Source organism: Vibrio aestuarianus (assembly GCF_012395185.1).
In the GTDB taxonomy this organism is placed as follows: Bacteria; Pseudomonadota; Gammaproteobacteria; order Enterobacterales; family Vibrionaceae; genus Vibrio; species Vibrio aestuarianus.
The window spans coordinates 1-19,487 of the sequence record NZ_JAAZTU010000018.1 but is presented as its reverse complement, the minus strand read 5'-3'; the positions used below and the strand labels follow the sequence as shown (position 1 = coordinate 19,487).

Here is a 19,487-nt window from a genome sequence, read left to right as displayed (position 1 = left end):
CAAACTCATTTATGAGCCTACGCTCGGTTGAATAATCGTCCTCGTTGTAAGCTCTGGCCCTTTGTTCAGGCGTATCATAATCAAGACCGCCATAACCATAACACCGGCTGCAAGCAAAAAACCGAGTTGCGTTATGCCGAAATGACTTAAAAAGGCGATGGCGACATAACTGATACTTTGAGCTAAGGTCGCAAACATTTGTAGCCCTCCGTCTGCTCGGCCACGTTGATCAATACTAATACTGTGATGCATCCAGTTTGTACGAGCAACACGGTTTAAGGCGTTAAATGTGCCAAAGAAGAACGTAAACATCAGTAGTAGTTGCGGAGAAAATGATAAACTCATGCCAATGAGCATGATAGCGACTAGCCCCATTGAGCCAATCATAATAACTCGATGAGAGCCTAAACCTAATAACCTTCCGACAAACAGACCAGTCACTAATGAACCCATTCCAAAGGTAATGTTATAACCCGCAAACCACTCACCCGAGATGCCTATTTCTGAAAACCAAATAGGCACTAACTTAGTGAGAAAAGTGAGTATTGGGTAGCTCAACGCCGAGAGCATTAAAAAAACATAAAAGTGTGGTCGCTGCGTGAATATCTCTCTACTCGCCTTCATTTGCGCCATAAAAGAGACCGACATTGACTGACGTAATTGTCGGCGATAAGGTGTCAATATATAGCTAACACTCGCGATTGCAGAAGCTATCGCAGCGAAACACGAGAATTCAAACATCCCCCATATTTCTAGTAGCACAACACCCAATGCCCCTGCCCCCAAAGTCGTTCCCTGCATGATGATCTCTTGTTTTCCAGAAATCGAAGCATATTCATGTTGATAAAAATTCTCTTGGGTAAAAGCATTATTGGTTGACCAAGCTAAATTGCTAGAAGTCCAAAACACCATCTGAGCTGCGGCGAGTAACCAATGAGATTGATATCCAAACCCATAAGTCAAAGCGACTAATGCGGCAGTACTTGCTTGTAATAATTGAACCAATATCAGCAGTTGCTTTCTCGAACAACGATCAATCAAGGTTGAGAAAAATGGTGTCAGAATAAAGGAAAGACCTGTGCAAGCTAAAGCAACCATAGCAACAAAAGAACCCATATTAGGTGTAGATAGCATGATCCAAGGTAGTGCCATCATAAATAGCCCTGAGGAGATGCCATCAAAAAAGCGTCCGGCCAGATAAAATTGTGTGGGAGTTTTTATTACATTCAATTCCATATTTGTATTCCATCGATTGCCAATTTGATGCTACGTTAATGCCTCAAGTTAACTTTAGGTAAAGCGCTTTTTCATTTTATTAGGGACAAAGCTCGGTCGATTGGAGAAAAATATGGAAATGACGGTTGGTGAAGTCGCTCAAAGAGCTGGTGTTAAAGTTTCCACCTTACATTTTTATGAACAGAAAGGGCTTATCTATAGTTGGCGTAATCAAGGCAACCAACGTCGCTATCATCGAAATGTGTTGCGCAGAATTGCGGTGATCAAAGCAGCGCAAATGGTTGGTCTTACCTTAGAAGAAATAGCAGACTCGTTGGCTAATTTACCAAAACATCAGGCACCAAGTCGTCAGCAGTGGGAAAAAATGGCCTCAAATTGGAGCGCTATGCTTGAGCATCGTATTCGGCAGCTAAAGGCACTACAAAATGATCTCGGAGGTTGTATTGGCTGCGGTTGCTTATCCATGGAATCATGCGCTATCTACAACCCGCAAGATATTCGAGCAGAAACCTTTGCTGGCAAAACCCTAATCACACACCCTGAAGAATGGTCTGGCGACGTTGATACGTAAATTGAAACAGGAAGGAACACAATACCGAGAGCTATTATCTGAAGTACGGATGAACCATGCACTAAATTTTGGCTTAACAGCAAGTGCTTATATGAAGACGATAATCAACCCACCACGAACATAAATGTTATAGTGAGTTATTTTCAATTACACACATTTTTATATTGATCACTAAAAACTAAAAGCAGGAATAATCACTTGACTGATACTGAAATCAACAAACAAATAGACCTGCTTATTCTCTATTTAATTAGGATAAATAGTTTAACCTTCGTAAATAACAATAAATTACTTATTCTTGCGGAGGAGTTCCTTCACAATTAGAAACAACTGCATCAATTTGTACTAATGCATCCATAGGAATAGCTGAAACACCAACGACTGTTCTTGCAGGAAGCTCACCTTTAAAGAAAGTAGTATAAACTTCGTTTACCGCGTCAATATCTTCAATATGTTTAAGTTGAATATTTACTTTAACAATATCATCCATAACATGGTCAACACTTTCTATGATAGCCTTAATATTTTTCAAACATTGTTCCGCTTGCGCTTTTACATCACCGGCAACTATTTCACTTGTTTGTGGAACAACAGGTAATTGACCAGAAACATGGTTGTAATGAGAAAAAGCCACGGTATGCGAGTAAGGCGCTTGTGGTGCATTTTCTGTATTATTTGCTTCAATCACAAGTAGACGAGTATCTTCTGGCAATTGTGGTGGTGTGCCGTCACCGTGTGACACTGCGGTATCAATCTGCACCAACGCATCCATAGGTAAAGCGGCTGCGCTAACAACAGTGCGTGCCGGAACATAACTTGGGAAATATTCAGCACAAACTTCATTGACCACTTCAATATCTGAGATATTTTTAAGGAATATCGTTGTTTTAACGATATCACTCATTACATGATCGATACTTTCTAGAATGGCTTTAATGTTATTTAGACATTGTTTTGCCTGCTCTTTAACACCACCTGCAACCAATACACCTGTGGTTGGATCAATAGGCAGTTGAGATGAAAGGTTATTGTAATGAGAAAAGGCAACGGTTTGTGAATACAAGCCTTGTGGTGCATTATCTGTGTTCCTTGAAACTTTAATAAGTGCACATGGAGCTTGTGGAGCTGTGCCTTCACCGTTTGAAATAAGCGCATCCATTTGAACTAAAGCATCGCTCATCGGTAAAGCGGCAACCGCGACAGTCGTGCGGGTAGGAAGGGAACTTTGGAAAAAGGCTGGATAAACTTCATCGATAGCATCAACATCGGCAATATTTTTAACGAAGATATTAATCTTCACCACATCGTCCATAACATGGTCAATACTTTCCACTATCGCTTTAATATTTTTTAAGCACTGTTTGGCTTGGTCCTTTACACAACCCACTACAATTTCACCTGTTGTAGGATCTATAGGTAGTTGAGCTGAAATATTATTATAATGAGAAAAAGCTACAGTTTGAGTAGATACAGTGCTTTTAGGTGCGTTGTCTGTGTTTCTTGAAACTTTTACAATATCGCCAGTCATATCGAAATTTATCCTATTATATATTGCAGGAATACGTATTTATATTTAATAGATCGTATTGGAAAGAATGATTAAAGTGGCGCAATGGTAAGTAAATTTACTCGGTGTAAATGTGACATACTACAAATTATCATTTTCTATAAGGCCATAAAAAACAGGATAAATAGTCACTCAACGACTAATTATCCACATTTCTAAGAATAAATTAGATTAATTAATATTTAGCACAAGAATGATTCGAAAATAGTGAATAGAATCCCAGAGGTTAAAACCATTAACTCACTTAATTTATCGCAATTTTGATACCTTGTTCACAACAAAACAGTTCAAATACTCACATCAGCTCAATTGATACGATTTTTATGTCTTTATAAATGAATAAATTATCTGACAAACTCAAGTGTGTCATTCTTATGTTAAAGAAAATGGTGATTTTTATTTCAATCATCATCTATACCCAAACAACTTGAAGTTGCAGGTAGGCGGCAAGTGAGTTCATCCCCATGAGCATAGATAAACTATGTGATTGGGGTGAAATAACGTAGCCAACACCGCTGCAATTTCAAGTAGGAAGGGTATATATTGTAAACATTGAATGAAAGAAATAACAAAGGCGAACCAATGGTTCGCCTTGTACTTTATTATTCACTAAACCGCTAAAAACTAATATTTATCAGAAGCAACGTAGTAGTTTTCTTTAAACGCTAAACTTCCCCACATGGCATTTGCGTGAGCTCGCTTCACCACATCTGGATCTACCGCTTTTTCTGTTAATGTGTCTGTTTTTTGATCGTATTCATAAGTTGATATACCCTGTCCAGGTTGGATAACTACCACTTGGTTATCAGCTGTCATATAACCGTAATTCTTATCACGCTGCATCATAACACGCTGTTTTTTCAACAGGAACATCACGAGTTAAGTCATGCCCAATCATTGGGTTTTGGCTGCTAATACCGGCTAGTGAAAGCAGCGTCGGTGCTAGGTCAATTTGGCTCACAAGACGATCATCGATCTGATGTTCAATTCCACCACCAAAAATCACCGCAGGGATTCTGAAGTAATCAACTGGTACTGGTTGGTTACCTTGCGTTCTTGCGTCATGGTCTGCAACCGCAATAAAGATGGTGTTATCCCAATAATCCGATTTTTTAGCCGCTTCAACAAACTGCCCTAACGCATGGTCAGCGTATTTCACCGCATTTTCAACCGTCTGTTTCGGCTCATTATATGGCTCAATCACGTTGTCAGGATATTCAAATGGGCTGTGATTGGATGAGCTAAACACCAAACTGAAGAAAGGTTTCCCTTCTTCATTCATTTGTGTGAATTGTTGGTTTGCTTTTTGGTACAGATCTTCATCTGATGCGCCCCAAGAACCAACAAACTTAGGATCAGCAAAGGTTGGGAAGTCTTGCATGTCGACAAAACCATTACCTAAGAAGAAGCTCTTCATATTATCAAAATGGCTTTCACCACCATAAATAAATTGAGTATGGTAGCCACGCGACTTTAGCAAGTCTGCTATCGAGAAAAAGTTAGTTTGGCTTTTACCTAACTTGACAACAGAGCGTGCTGGTGTTGGAGAAAAACCGGTTGTCATCGCCTCTATACCACGTACCGAACGTGTACCTGTTGCGTACAAACGAGTAAATGCCCATCCTTCGTCAATCAGCTTATCCATGTTAGGTGAGACATCAATCCCGCCTAATCGACTGACATAGCGTGCACCGTGACTTTCAAGTAGTAAGATAACGATGTTCTTTGGTTTCCCTTGATATGTTGCCTGATGCTTAGCCATACTTGGTTGAGTATCTGAAACAAAATATTGAGCATCAATGTTCATCGATGCATGAATCTCATCGATCACCTCTTGCTTCTCCATTTTGGGATAGAACTCAAATGCGTTCGCTTCAGATTTCATCTGTTTAGCCGCAAAAATAACAGAGAATGATGAGTTAAGCGTTAAATCGTTGATCAATGGATCACTGGAAAATGAAACCATGGCTGGGTTTAGAGGACGATGACCCAATGAAGAACGTGCACCTAGCACCCCCACAGCAATGACTAACACTGCCAATAGCGGTCGCCAGTACCATTTAGGAAAACTTAAGTTAGCAACTAACTGCTTGCTCCACTTCCAACCTAAAACAACCGTCAAAGTAGAAACGACCGCGCCAATAAGCAGCTCTAACTTATAGCCTGTCCACAGCATGCTGAACACTTCTTTCGGGTAAATAAGATATTCAACAAACAAGCGGTTTGGACGTAAATCATATTCCATGATAAATGGCGGAGTGGCCACTTCCATATACACGATAAGCCATAGACCCAGTGTGATCCAGACTCTTAGAACCCAATGCCAGGCGCGTCCAACAATGTGGTTACCAGACAATAAACAAGAGAGCAGCGCGGGTAAAATAAGTAGATAACATAGCGATACAATATCGACTCGCAAGCCACTAAAGAAAATGGTCAGCCAACCGTGAGCGTCACTGACTCTGTCAGAATGCCAGATCGCGAGCCCTAAGCGAGATACGAAAAATATTGCAATCCCCATAAGGAAAACGGCAACGATAGGATACAAGGGACCGAAGTAAGGTTTTAGTTTATTGAGCATAAATTTCAAGACGCATTATTATTGACTGGATTGGTGGATGATACTGTATGGCATAGCTAAAACGAATAAGTTCCTCATTTTTCCTAAAGACTCTTTACTTTCGTGTGCACTGACATCAAGTTTTTGTATCAATTTGCTGAGTATTCCACCAGCGATGTAGAAAAAATGTCAGCATTCAGCCAAAGCTTGAAACAGATAAAGGTAAGACTCCTGATTTATAATTAACCACCAAAATTTAACCGCCCATCTGATTCTCTAACTCAACTTTTGATACGCATTATTAATCATTGATTTTTCAAGCCCTAAATTTAATAAATAGTCATACACAACCTGACGACCATCATCAAAACAATTCTCTCCAAGCGCGTTGGTGAGCGCAACTTCAAGCAATTTAAAGCTTCGATATTCACCAATACCCAGCTGATTGGTCAGCAAGTAATTGTTTTCTATATCAGACTTAGTGGCCCCCATAAACAGTTGTAAAAAACCAATAACGACACCAGTACGATCAGACCCTAACCGGCAATGAACATGGAATGGTGCTTGCTCGTTTGCAATGATAGTGATGATCTGTTTGATACCATCTTGAAAACCAAGTTCATTATCATTAAAAGCCTGATTAAGATGCGACATAAAATAAACCGTCTCGTAAGACATCGGCACTGAATAGACACACCCTTGAGACCAGAGCTGTTGATAATAACTGGCCCCTTGTTGTTCTATTTCTTGTTTAAGCTGGTGATCCGTTTCAGACAAATTGATGATATTGGCGATCTGGTACTGTGAGAGCAGTTTACGTACCGCTATTTGTCGGAGCTCTTCGAGCGATTTAAGTTCTGCTATATGAGATCGAGATGGTGAAATCGGATGATAAGAACGGTATAGGCGCTTAGGTTTTAAAGCGCCTCCTAATACTGTTCTAAAGTTGGCTAGCGACTCTTCACTCGAATAATCTTCTCGTTGCTGCTTAATCATAAAAGAGGCTTCACTTGCTTGATGTATCTGTACCAATTCATTCTGGCTTGGATTTTCAGCCAACAGCAAATAGTTGAAACTTCCATTAAACTGATTGTTGAAAAAATAACCTTGCGGATGATTGTGGTCGAAAGGTAACGCTTGTTCTAAATCTTGATCCCAAAAAAAGTATTCACAATAGCCTGAATTACCGATGTGCAGTGCTAACTCTTTGGGTTTAATCAGCGTCAGCGAATCGCCCTCTCGGTGAAACTTAAAATCCTCTTTTACCTTCCAATTGGTTGCGTTACCGACAAAAAAGATATTATTGCTCGCTTGAATTGGAATATTGAAAATAATATTGTCGCCACGATATTGATAGTGCATCACTTTGCTGAACCTTAAATATAGACCAATATATACCCAAACCACTTGAAGTAGCAGGTAGGCGGCAAGTGAGCTCATCCCCATGAGCATAGATAAACTATGAGATTGGGATAAGCGCACCTAGCCAACACCGCTGCAACTTCAAGTCGGAAGGGTATGGATAAACTCAGTCTACCGAAATGGTATATACAAAACATGAGATATGAACGACACAAAGAGAAACTTGTGACAGTAACAAAACTTAGTAGGGGTCGCCTAACATCATCGCTGGCATAAAGTGTGTTAGGCGAACCAAGTTAACCCTCCAACCAGGCACATATCATTTGCACTGTTGGGATGGAGCCACAATGGACAACAGTTTCATCCAAAACTACCGCAGGTGTAGACATCACTTCGTAATCCATAATCGTTTCGAGATCCGTCACTTTCTCGACGGTGACTGTAACACCCATCTCATTTGCCACTTTTTCAATAAGCTTCGCTGTATTGACGCAATTAGCACAACCAGAACCTAGTACTTTAAATATTTTCATCATCGACTCCTAATATACCCAAACAACTTGAAGTTGCAGGTAGGCGGCAAGTGAGTTCATCCCCATTAGCATAAATAAACTATGTGATTGGGGTGAGTGAACGTGGCCAACACCGCTGCAGCTTCAAGTAGGAAGGGAGTAATTCCAAATAGATAAATTAAACACCCACCCCATGACCGTAAATGCAGCGAGCAACAAACAAAAAAGTAGCCCTAATAGACGCCATTGCATGACCTGTTTGAGCATCACAAACTCCGGAATGCTGGCAGCAACAGTACTCATACAAAATGCCAATGTCGTCCCAATCGGCAATCCTTTAATCAACAGACTTTCCATGATGGGGATCACCCCAGTTGCATTAGAATAAAGCGGAATACCCAACAAAACAGAAGCAGGAACAGACCACCACTGCCCTTGCCCTAGGTGAGCTTCTATCCAGCCATCGGGCACAAACCCATGCAAACCCGCGCCTATACCCACCCCGATAAATACCCATATCCAAACTCGCGAAACAATAACTACCATTTCGTGTTTGGCAAAAGCGTGGCGGTCTGCCAATGTCATCTGTGCAGTCATAGTCGTGATTGACGTTTGTGCTTTAGCATTTTGACCACGCTGAAGTGCTTTCATTGCTAATGGTTGAAGCCAACGTTCTGCGCCAATCGAATCTAAAAACCATCCGCTAGTAACACCAATTAACATTCCGACAAACACATACATCAGCATGAACTTCCACCCAAGTAAACTCACTAACAGCAACATCGCAATTTCATTGATTAATGGAGATGTGATCAAAAAAGCCATGGTTATCCCTAACGGAATACCTGCCGTTGTAAATCCTAAAAACACCGGGATACTAGAACATGAACAAAATGGTGTAATTGCCCCAAAGAAACTACCAGTTACATATCCGAAAATACGTCTTTTGCCCGCAAGGTAATGACGAACTTTATCTACATTTAGCGAAGCCCGAAAAAGAGCAATTACGTAAATCATGACCACCAGCAACACCATGATCTTGCTGGTGTCTTCAATGAAGAAATGTACGCCATCGGCCAATTTTGAATTGGGCGTAATAGAAAAGACTGAATAGGTCAACCAATCTGCAAGCAGCGAGAATACTTCAAACATGACAGCTCCCATATGGCTATTGTTGAGCCGATAACCTGATACATCGACTTATCGCTTTGTCATAAGACGAAAGACGAGCTAAAAAGATGCAAGATTTTAGGATTAATTGACCAAATATGAGATGGATGAGTTATTTTTCAGGAAAAAAGCAGCAAACTCGCTGCTGTTCATCAAAACGGATCCGGCATTGTATTTTCAGAATTTGCTTTAATTTATAACGCGCGCGTTGAATACGTGACTTGGTTGCCGGTAAAGTTAAGCCATGTTTTCGTGCAAATATTTGCTGTGGTTCGCCATTGAGATCACACGCTTCTATGATTGCTTTATCCGCTTGAGAAAGTTGATCCAACGCTTTGGGTAAACATTGCGCGAGGCTATCAATTACGTGCGGATCTTCATCACATTCGCCATGTAATGACAATATTGCGTCATCATCAAACATTACCTCTTTCGTCTTTCTCCACTCATCAACTTGTAAATTGTTGGCGACACGAAACAACCAAGAACGTTGATTTTTGATATCACAAAATGCTTTTTTCTGCAGCAAGGCACGTAAAAATGTCTCTTGAAGAAGATCAAAGGCTAGCTCTTTGTTACCACATTGCTTAAGTAGCCAATGAAATAGCTCAGACTCCGTTAAATGCCAAGTCTGAAGAAGGCATGGAACAACGGTAGGATGAGAAGTATCAGGCATAACAAGCTCGCTTACACATAAAGGTGATGCGTTGACATTTTAAAGTGATTCTCATGTTCAAGAGATTCACTGCTAGTGATAAAAACCAACACCCTAATAATAACGAATCCCCCCACAAAAAAAGCGAGCTATCTAACAGCTCACTTTCGATGTTCAATATTCTTTGAAATTTACTACCATTCCACTGTCCGCTGAGCAATCACGAATTCTTCATTGGTTGGGTTTCTATTAGTATCGCATCTACTAACAGGGATTTGGACAATTCCGAGTTAAAGCCTTAACTCTAACTCGTCATTTTCGGATGAAAATTTCTATGGGCTAACACTTCAAACACCGGCGCAGCTTTGCTGTGTCCGAGTGCTTTGACTTGTTAGCGCCGTCACTATCCGCGCTCGAAGACACATGAAACTAACTCCTTGTATACAGCCATGTCCGATGTCATATACTCAGAAAGAGTTAACTTAAACTTTTCCGCGTTGATGCTAGATGTGATTTGGCAGAAATTCTTTATCCTTCCTGTGGCATCTTTAAGATTCTGATTAACGATGTCAGTTACAAATTGGTCATATGAAACTTCATCAAAAGCTAAGCCGTTTTGCTTGCAGTAATTAAACAAGACCTCCTTGTCATACAGATAGTTTTCGATTTCCCACCTTTTTAGAACTCTGTGATTGTCGGGATTGTTTTGGAGATATACTTGCCGATCATTCTCGTTAGTGTCTCTACCAGATGCCATATCTCTATCTTTTAAAACCAGTATTTCTAAGTCAGAAAAAACTTTGCTTAATATGGCAATCGCAATATCGCTTCTTTGATCAAGCTCCGTATTTCCACCGCTGGATACAAACAGCGTGTCATGATGGCTCTCTGAAAATACATTGTTAAATACGTTAGCATCCAAGCCTCTTTCGGAACCATTTCTACCTGGACTATCCCGCCCTTCACAATAAACTATTCGTTTTGGACACACTAAGTTAGCTAAATCATCTAGCGCAATAGAAAAGATTTCCTTCCAGCTAGCTCTAGCCCCCTTCAATGGTTTTAACGTATATGGTTTAGATGCCAATTCATACTCACTTTTAAACTGAATAACTTGACAATAATCTCTTAAGTCATCTTGGAGTGTTCTTAGAAAACCAATACTGTGTGTTGTTATCCATATCTGACAGTTTTCCCCAACTAACCGATTAATCTCTATCAAAAGGTTTTTTTGTATGGATGTATTAATGTGTAACTCTGGCTCATCTAATAAAAATATCGCATCGCAATATTCATCTTTTCTTAAATATAGATCCAGAAGAATATCAACGACTTCTTTCTCTCCAGACGAAAGAACATTAAATTCAAATCTATTTGGATGATCCTTCTTTTGAAAATAAAGAGTGCCTTCTGATGCTTCAATGTCACCTATACTACAGATCTCCAAATCAAGACATTTAGATATTGATGAGTTCAAATCGCCAATTATTTTCGCCCTAGCCTCACTAGGTTTGCAGTCTGTCTCATGCAAGTACTTATTGAATTTTATATACAGACGACGATAGTTCTCCTCCATTTTGTCATCGAGATCAGATGCCGAAGAGGCCCCATAATTATTTAATCTAATTTCGCTAGTTGCTTGCGATTGGGTAACTTTTAAACTGCTATTATATCTATAAGGGCTTCGAAATGAAAAAATTGTATTTTCTTTGCCGATTTTGGCTCTTTCTTCTCGTATTTTTTGAAAGCTTCCTTCAGAAAACTCGATGCTTACATTTTGATAGTTATAGTTTGGTGTTTTATTCATTGAGTGGTATTCGTGATTCTTACCACCTTTGTTCCCAATATGGTTATAAGCATTATTATGAAAAAGCATCCCATCTAAAACGCTACTCTTACCACAACCATTGGGGCCAACCAATGCGACTATACGCTTAGGCTCATCGCCCAAATCGATCGTCAAATCAAAGAATCTCTTGTAACCATTCTTCAATTGCAATTTTTTTATTCTCATTGATTCCTCAATCTATAGATTCTGGCCACTTTTTGAGCGCTAACATTTTATTATTACGCATGCGCGTTTCCCAAACCTATTATCTAACACATAGGTTTTATAATTGCGTGATTTTAAGAACATTTATTCATATCGGAATGTGAAAACGCGCACGAAGTTGAGATAAAAATCGTCTTGATTTCAATATAACTGTATATCTGCCCAGCTTTTAGGCATTACAAAGAATGGCAACATTTGAGTTAAACGGATGAAAATTTGTAGGCGAGAAAGTCTGCGTTGGACTGCACCACAGACAACGAGTTAACTCTTTTGGGGGCACTTTTGATTTAGAAAGGTGCCCGCTGAGAAAACTCTTGAAAGTTATTAGTTAAATTTGAACTCGGATAACTATCATCGCCTTAATATTTGTGATGCTTAACGTAAATTTTGCTTAGTAGCAAAGCCTCTATTGCGGCGTACCGAGTGCTGTCTAAGGGTAAATGTGCTCGGCTCCAGCTTTTATCCAGCGTGCCCACATCGCTTTTCGATTCTTGCGATGTTCTTCTGAATGCGGTGGCTCATCGAAGAACTGACACTCTGAGGCTGGAAGGTTCAGTTGTTTGGCAAGTTCTGGCCCACCATGGATGATATATCTTGGGATTGGATGACCGTTAACATCTAGGTCTCCAGGTTTTTTGCTTTGAGCTGGTTTCTTATTCATGGCTATACCTTAATGAGCTTTCTTTGGTTAATTTTTCAGATGTTGGAGCATGGTGTGAGGGCATTACGGTTTCCGATACCTAACACTCCATAATAAACTAGGCACATATTTTACCATTAGCCAAAGTAGGTCAACTAATAACAACAGTATCGAGTCAAGATTCTAGAACTAAACAGTTTTGGGGCAAAACCTTGCTAGCAATGAGCGCGCTGAGAAGAGTCTTGGCATAAACAAGCCAACACTAACCTCACTAGTGTGGAGCTAAAATAGTGAATTGCATAAGTCAATTTAGTGAGCGTTGAGTGCTCGCCATTCGCGTGCTTTGCGATGGTCTATCCAACATATGAACACAAAAAAAAGCGAGCACAAAGCTCGCTCCTATCTGTTTGATTTTAAATGTAATTACAGCAATTCAACCGACTGCTGGGCAATGACGAATTCTTCGTTAGTTGGTACAACAAGCGCAACTGCATTTAGCATGTCTGATTTTGCGATAATACCAGCGTTACCAAAGCGAGCTTGCTCATTGCCTTGTTCATCTTCAACAAAACCTAGAATTTTCAGGTTGCGCAGAATTTCACGACGAATTGGTAGTGCGTTTTCACCAATGCCGCCAGTGAAAATGATGCCGTCTAATGAATCTAAAGCGGCTAGGTAAGAAGCTATGTATTTTGCAACGCGATAAGTAAAGACTTGGAATGCTAAAGTTGCGCCTTCATGACCTTCTTCCATCGCTTCTAAAATACCACGAGCATCACTGGTTAAACCTGATACACCAAGGAAACCAGACGCTTTATTGAGTGAGTTGAATACTTGCTCTTGCGACCAACCCTTCTTCAATAGAAACTCGATAATCCCTGGGTCAAGGTCACCACAACGTGTACCCATCATCAAACCTGAAAGTGGTGTGAAACCCATGCTTGTATCAACACTTTGGCCGTCTTTAATCGCGCACACAGAAGCACCGTTGCCAAGGTGTACAGAGATAAAACTACTTTCATCGATTGGCTTGTTGATCATTTTTGCAGCCTCGCGGCTCACATAGTAATGACTTGTACCATGGAAACCATATCGACGAATGCCAAATTCAGTGTACAACTCTTTCGCGATTGCGCCGGTATACGCTTTTGCAGGCATGGTTTGGTGGAAAGCCGTGTCAAAAACCGCGAATTGTGGCAATTCAGGGAATGCAGCCATTGCTGCGCGCATACCGATAGCATGTGCTTTGTTGTGTAGTGGCGCAAGATCGCTCAATGCTTCCACTTCTTGCACAATTTTATCGTCTAACTTAACGGTTTTAGTGAACTTCTCACCGCCATGTACCACTCGGTGCCCAACAGCAACCACATCATCAATCAGACCGTAGGTTTTCACTAACTCAACTAATTTTGCGACAGCCAATTGGTGGTGGTTCTCTTCACCTTTAATCGCAAAATCTGCTTTTTCGCCATTAAACTTCCAGCTCATTCGAGCGTCTTCCAGCCCAAAACACTCACCTAGACCGCTAAGTACGGCGTCGCCCGTATTTGAATCAATTACAGCAAACTTCAGTGAAGAGCTGCCAGAGTTAATAACCAGAACATACGAATTAGACATGGGGGTAAGATTCCTGTGTGAGACCAACTTTCAAGCTTTATCGCTTGTTTAGATATAAGGACCATTATTCAATAATTTTTGAATCTTTCAACTTTGTTTTAGTTTTTTATCCAAACCAAACGATTTTTTCTTGATCTAACGCAAACTATTATTTTTTTCGAACTGAGAAATATATCGTTTTGTATCGACACAAGTGCTTATTGAAGCAAACGTTTACATCCTTACCATTCTTGGCACCATTGAATATCATAGCCGACGAACTCGAATGATTAAGATCGATATGCATCTACTGACTTAACTTGTATGAATGTATATTAGAAGTGGGTTAATTATTGTGATACAAACAAATACGTTTACCTTCGATCTCTAATACGTTAAATGGCGTTTCATAGATATCGCTGAGTACCGAAGATTCAATCACCTCTTCGACGGCTCCCGTCGCAACCACTTTACCTTTTTTAAGCGCGATGATGCGGTCAGAATAGCAAGAAGCAAAGTTAATATCGTGGATAACAACAACCACGGCTTTGTTTAGATCATGAGCTAAACGCTGGATAGTCGCCATGATTTGCAGGGAATGTTTGATATCGAGATTATTTAGGGGTTCATCAAGAAAGACATAATCGGTATCTTGCGCGATAACCATCGCAATAAACGCTAACTGGCGCTGACCACCACTTAATTCATCTAAATATTTATCTTGAATGGCTTTCAGATCGAGATAATCGATAGATTGTTCAATGACGGCATGATCATCTGCGGTAAGTTTACCTTGTGAATAAGGAAAACGGCCGAACGCAACAAGCTCCTTAACCGTAAAACGCATCGTCAATGTATTAGCCTGACGCAGTACCGAAAGTTTTTTCGCGAGGGCTTTAGTATCCCACTCCACTAATTCTTGGTTTTCAATCCAAACTTTACCACTGTCGCGGCTAACTAATCGGCTTGCCATAGATAGTAAGGTACTTTTACCTGCACCATTTGGGCCGATAATTGAAGTCACTTTACCTTTTTCGAACTGCGCGCTGGCTTTGTCGACTACTGCTTGTTGACCAAATACTTTGGTCAATTTATCTAATTGGATCATAAAAATTAAACCACTTTATTGCGTAAAAGGAGTGAGAGAAAGTAAATGCCACCAATGAAGTTGATCACCACACTCAGCGTGGTTTCAAATTGGAACACTTTTTCTACCACCCACTGCCCAGATAGCAGTGCACACACCGATATCGCGGAGCAACCAATCAACAACGTTTTGTGTTGATATGAACGAAACCATTCTCGGGTTAAGTTGGTCACTAGCAAGCCAAAGAACATCACAGGCCCTACTAATGCCGTCGAAATTGCAATTAGAATCGCACTAAGCATAAAGACGTTACGTGTAACCAACCGTACGTCGACCCCCAAGCTGACCGCGTTATCGTTGTCTAACCAGAACACGTCAAGTAAACGGTGCATTTGAAACAATCCGAAACAAACCAGTAATAACAAGGGTGTCACCCAATAAACTAATTCCACTTTAACGTTATTAAAACTAGCGAACATATTGGCTTGAACTGATGAAAAGTCGTTCGGATCCATCAGCATGATGAAGAACGAGGATATATTGGAAAATAATTGCCCCAATATGACGCCCAAGAGTAGTAGCGCCATCAGGTTGCTTTGCTGCCTACGAAAATAGAATGCAAACAATAAGCTCGAAAAAGCCAACATAACAGCAACAGAAAGTGAAAAATTCACATACGGATTCAGAGCGTAGCTACTTAACCCGCCAAACAGCACCACAACCATGACCTGAACAAACATATACAGCGAATCAAACCCCATGATGCTAGGTGTTAAAATTCGATTATGAGTAATGGTTTGAAATGCCAGAGAAGATTGTGCGATCGCAATTCCCGCTAATACTATTGCTAAGACTTTAGGTACCCGACGAGATAAAAAGTACTGATAATTATCAAGATTGAGGCCAATACCAATAAATAACCCAGCAAATATTAGTGAAAGCAAAACTAGCAACAAAAGCTTTGTATTATCACGCATGGCTGCGACCTCGTAAAATCAGCAACACAAATGCGCCACCACCAAGAATGCTTATGATCATCGAAATAGGGACTTCGTAAGGAAAAATAATCAGCCGACTAGCTAAATCACACAGCAAAACTAACAGCGCACCAAACATCGCGGTACGCGGAATGTTTTTGCGCAGATTATCACCGTAATAATGACTGACTAAGTTCGGTACAATCAGCCCCAAAAAAGGCAACTGTCCGATGATCATCACTACTGTGGCTGACATTACAGAAACTAGGCATACACCAATGACAAGTACTTGCTGATAGTTAAGTCCTAAGTTCATTGCAAAATCTTTACCCATACCCACAGCGGAAATTCGCGCTGCATACAAGTAACTGAACAAAGCAATAGGAAGTGCGATATACAGAAGCTCGAAATCCCCTTTCAATAAATTAGCAAAGTTTGCAACTGCCCAACCAGACAAGTTCTGTACGGCATCGTATTTATAAGCAATAAACGAAGCGACAGAGTCGATAACATTACCAAAGATAATGCCGATCAAAGGGACAAAAATGGCATTCTTGAACTGAATACGCTGAATAAGCTGCACAAACACTAAAGTGCCAGCAATCGCGACTGAAAATATAAGCCACAAATTATCACCATGCCCAAAAAACACTAGGCTCAGTACATAACCAAGCATTGCACATTCAATGGTGCCGGAAGTGGAAGGAGCAGCAAATCGATTTTGACTAATTTGCTGCATAATAAGCCCGGCGATACTTAGCCCGGCACCTGCCAGTACCACAGCTAATAAACGAGGCAAGCGACTGGTAAACAATAACTGCCACGCACTAGCATTACCATGGAATAACGCTGTCAACGATAAATCGCCTACCCCCACAAACAGTGAAGATAGACCAATTACCAATAAAACAAGCAATAACTTTTTCAAAGCTAACCTCAGCTTGTTTGTGGGAACTTATTGAATACCAACTGCATTTTTAACGTCTTGGATCATCTGCTCTGTTGCTGTTACGCCAGAAATAGAAAGATACCAAGCGTTAAGGTCTAGGAAGGCCATATGTTTATTTTGATAAGCTTGCGTTGCTTTGATCAAATCATTCTCGAACTCTTGACGAGTATTGCTTTGTCCTTTATTGACCAATCTATCGCGGTCAATGATCAATAATGTTTTTGGATCATGCTCGCGAATAAATTCGTAGGAGATAAGGTCACCATGTCGTGTCGCCTTAATACTCTCCACTGTCGGTTGAAAACCAAAATCTTTGTATATGGCAGAAAAACGCGATTCAGGACCAAAAGTAGTAATATTGCCACCAGAGCTCATCACTGTGAGAGCGTCTATATGACTGGTTTGATTGAAGTGGCGAATCGCTTGAAACTGTTTATCCAAAGCCGCTATTTTTGCTTCTACTTTGTCTTCAATCGCAAAGACTTTACCCAAATTGCGCCACTGCTCTTGAGTGCTCTGCCAGTAGCCTTTACTCGCGTCAGCAGCAAACACAAAGGTTGGAGCAATTTTTGATAGCTCGTCATAACTGGTTGCCGCTCGTGAACCTATCACAATAACGTCCGGCTTTTGCATGTAAATAGCTTCAAAATCGGGTTCAAATAACGAACCAGCTGAAACGTATTGTTTGGTTTTATATTTGTCCAAATAGCTTGGTAATTGGGCGACTTTCGAAACGGCAACAGGCTCCACACCAAAGCTATCTAGTGCATCAAGCGCACCCAAACCAATGACAACAACACGTTGCGGTTTTTGCTCTAATGTAGTTGTACCGAGTTCATGCTCCACTGAAACAGTGTTTGCGTGCAAAGAAAAAGAGGCAAGCAACCCTACCGTCACCAAACTAATAAGCGATTTCATACAGATTTCCATTTAAAGTTAATTGCGACAGATTTTGATAATCATTCGCATTGGATTTGGTGGTAATATAATTGCAGACATCGCTAAGAGCAACCGTCTTTACCTGAAAAACTGACGATGAGGTGATGAAATAGGCAGAATGTCGAAAAAACAAACAACAACAAAACGTTAGCGCTATATAAATGATAACCACCTACTGAAGTAGGTGGTTTGGTGGGGCTAAAAACAAAGAAAAGAGTCGTTAAGGGCGGGTCGGATTAATCGTTAGTGGTTCAAACGTTGCCACTGCATTACCACTTGCTCCAGGATGATCAATGTAAGATGTGTCTTGCATAATCGTATAAAAAACATCTACGTAATCATCGTCATTAGTGAGCAAACCGTCTGGGATTGCATCAATAATCTTCCCGGTAATCTGTGGGATAATCGCATAAGCTTGTACTTCTGGATCTGGGATAAGCTTCATAACTTCTTCAGCTACTTTGACCAATAACTTACCCAATTCCTTATAATCAGTACCATCATCTTGCTCCATTAGAATGAGATCAGCCGCCCCCCAACGGTAACGAGACCATTGGATCATCACTTGGTTTGGAAAATAATCTTGCTTGTCGTAGTCCAAATAAGGCATTTCAACTAAATCAATAGTCGGTTCATCACGGCTGGGGTTCACTCCGGTCACAATGGCGTAGATTTCAGCTCTGCCAGAAATCCACGGTTCTTTATCATCCGCTAATTGAATTTTCTTTAGTACGGTCGTGGAGATTGGAGCAACACTGCTAACTTCAGTGCTGCGTGCCATTGAAACTGCTTCAACTTGACCACTTTCCGTCGTAGTCAACATGGTAGGTTGACCAAGTTTATTCATTTCAACGCGCATCGCTTGTAAACCAGCACGCAGTTCCACTTCACTATTGCTATCAACAACAAAAACAGGCACATCTGGCATCTGGTACACATCAAGTTGATGAACCTGCCCGTACACATCAAAAGCTTCAATATATTGCCATGATGCATCATTTCCTTTCGGCTCGAATGCAAATAGTGGGCTCTGCCCTTCCTGCCATTCTTTAACCATGGATGCATCAGCAATACGAAGTTGTAGCAGCTGTTGAGTAAACTCCTCAATCCCTTTCATCGAGCGAATTTGGGCATCAACCGCAACCATTTGCTGGCTAAAGTCAGAATCAGGCTGTTTTTCTTTCAAAGTGGAAACCGAAATGGATAAGTTTTGAGCACTAATTTGCGTTTTAAGCGTCGCTTCAAACTCGCTATAACTTTCACTTAACTTCAGCGCCAATTCGCGTTTTTGCTGTGTGATGGCATCAGCATTAAATTGTGCCGAGTTAGTCGTACTCGTCTCTTCAGATTGGCAGCCAACCAGCGTTACCACAAGTAGTAATGAAACGGGTGTTATATATTTCATAATGAACCCTTTATATTCTCGTTATTATTCCCTTGCCAGCTGAAATAGACACATCAATTTGCAAGGGGTTATGATAAAGTGTCTAAACAAAAGCTGGAGCTGACGAAGAATAGAAAGCTGAAGAATGCGACATGGCCGGCTCACTTACATAATACACAAGTACAGCGCCCTCGTAGGCTGACGTGTTCTAGAAGAACATAGACGATAA

At 40.7% G+C, this 19,487-nt stretch carries 15 protein-coding genes and 2 pseudogenes; 2 read left to right on the top strand and 15 right to left on the bottom strand.

Translation table 11 applies throughout. The annotated features are described in order from the left end of the window. Positions 1 to 9 precede the first annotated feature (9 nt). Positions 10 to 1,236, bottom strand: a complete 1,227-nt coding sequence (locus tag HGG78_RS10280; RefSeq protein ID WP_172532823.1) for an MFS transporter — start codon at positions 1,234 to 1,236, stop codon at positions 10 to 12. Between the two features lie 112 nt (positions 1,237 to 1,348). Between HGG78_RS10280 and soxR the strand changes: the two genes are divergently transcribed. Together soxR and HGG78_RS18935 are read left to right on the top strand one after the other, a co-directional pair. Beyond that, entirely contained in the window at positions 1,349 to 1,807 is a 459-nt protein-coding gene (soxR, locus tag HGG78_RS10275; protein ID WP_053310615.1) for a redox-sensitive transcriptional activator SoxR, read from the top strand. Continuing rightward, positions 1,791 to 1,931, top strand: a pseudogene (locus HGG78_RS18935) (AraC family transcriptional regulator); the annotation flags it as partial. The gene soxR and the pseudogene HGG78_RS18935, both read left to right, overlap by 17 nt. Positions 1,932 to 2,099: 168 nt before the next feature. Here HGG78_RS18935 and HGG78_RS10270 read toward each other — a convergent pair. The 14 genes and pseudogenes from HGG78_RS10270 to HGG78_RS10205 all read right to left on the bottom strand — a co-directional run bounded on the left by HGG78_RS10270 (position 2,100) and on the right by HGG78_RS10205 (position 19,279). Then, positions 2,100 to 3,335 (bottom strand): RidA family protein, encoded by a 1,236-nt coding sequence (locus tag HGG78_RS10270; protein WP_172532822.1) that lies wholly within the window; start codon positions 3,333 to 3,335, stop codon positions 2,100 to 2,102. A 663-nt stretch (positions 3,336 to 3,998) separates the two neighbouring features. Beyond that, positions 3,999 to 5,955, bottom strand: a pseudogene (locus HGG78_RS10265) (LTA synthase family protein). A 255-nt stretch (positions 5,956 to 6,210) separates the two neighbouring features. Continuing rightward, a complete protein-coding gene (locus HGG78_RS10260) occupies positions 6,211 to 7,416 on the bottom strand; it encodes a tyrosine-protein phosphatase (protein WP_338326133.1) in 1,206 nt (401 codons plus the stop codon). 176 nt (positions 7,417 to 7,592) lie between these two features. Beyond that, positions 7,593 to 7,832 carry a thioredoxin family protein gene (locus HGG78_RS10255; protein ID WP_246203264.1) on the bottom strand — a complete coding sequence of 80 codons (240 nt, stop codon included), beginning with the start codon at positions 7,830 to 7,832 and terminating at the stop codon, positions 7,593 to 7,595. 120 nt (positions 7,833 to 7,952) lie between these two features. Further along, positions 7,953 to 8,960, bottom strand: a complete 1,008-nt coding sequence (locus tag HGG78_RS10250) for a permease (RefSeq protein WP_172532821.1) — start codon at positions 8,958 to 8,960, stop codon at positions 7,953 to 7,955. A gap of 130 nt (positions 8,961 to 9,090) precedes the next feature. Next, on the bottom strand, positions 9,091 to 9,654 hold the full coding sequence (locus HGG78_RS10245) for a sigma-70 family RNA polymerase sigma factor (RefSeq protein ID WP_171981189.1): 564 nt from the start codon (positions 9,652 to 9,654) through the stop codon (positions 9,091 to 9,093). Between the two features lie 382 nt (positions 9,655 to 10,036). Next, on the bottom strand, positions 10,037 to 11,647 hold the full coding sequence (locus HGG78_RS10240) for an AAA family ATPase (protein ID WP_170895387.1): 1,611 nt from the start codon (positions 11,645 to 11,647) through the stop codon (positions 10,037 to 10,039). A gap of 469 nt (positions 11,648 to 12,116) precedes the next feature. Next, a complete protein-coding gene (locus HGG78_RS10235) occupies positions 12,117 to 12,347 on the bottom strand; it encodes a hypothetical protein (protein WP_170895388.1) in 231 nt (76 codons plus the stop codon). 402 nt (positions 12,348 to 12,749) lie between these two features. Continuing rightward, the gene (locus HGG78_RS10230; RefSeq protein ID WP_053310587.1) at positions 12,750 to 13,943 is read right to left on the bottom strand and encodes an acetate/propionate family kinase; all 1,194 of its coding nucleotides are present in this window, start codon (positions 13,941 to 13,943) and stop codon (positions 12,750 to 12,752) included. A gap of 325 nt (positions 13,944 to 14,268) precedes the next feature. Further along, positions 14,269 to 15,030, bottom strand: a complete 762-nt coding sequence (gene vctC / locus HGG78_RS10225) for an iron chelate ABC transporter ATP-binding protein VctC (RefSeq protein WP_168787017.1) — start codon at positions 15,028 to 15,030, stop codon at positions 14,269 to 14,271. A gap of 5 nt (positions 15,031 to 15,035) precedes the next feature. Next, the gene (gene vctG / locus HGG78_RS10220) at positions 15,036 to 15,986 is read right to left on the bottom strand and encodes an iron chelate uptake ABC transporter permease subunit VctG (protein WP_172532820.1); all 951 of its coding nucleotides are present in this window, start codon (positions 15,984 to 15,986) and stop codon (positions 15,036 to 15,038) included. Beyond that, positions 15,979 to 16,914, bottom strand: a complete 936-nt coding sequence (vctD, locus tag HGG78_RS10215) for an iron chelate uptake ABC transporter permease subunit VctD (protein ID WP_172532819.1) — start codon at positions 16,912 to 16,914, stop codon at positions 15,979 to 15,981. The genes vctG and vctD overlap by 8 nt, the downstream gene beginning before the upstream one ends. Before the next feature lie 27 nt (positions 16,915 to 16,941). Beyond that, positions 16,942 to 17,853 (bottom strand): siderophore ABC transporter substrate-binding protein, encoded by a 912-nt coding sequence (locus HGG78_RS10210; protein ID WP_216835544.1) that lies wholly within the window; start codon positions 17,851 to 17,853, stop codon positions 16,942 to 16,944. A 241-nt stretch (positions 17,854 to 18,094) separates the two neighbouring features. Further along, entirely contained in the window at positions 18,095 to 19,279 is a 1,185-nt protein-coding gene (locus HGG78_RS10205; protein ID WP_171375404.1) for a DUF3103 domain-containing protein, read from the bottom strand. Positions 19,280 to 19,487: the final 208 nt, after the last annotated feature.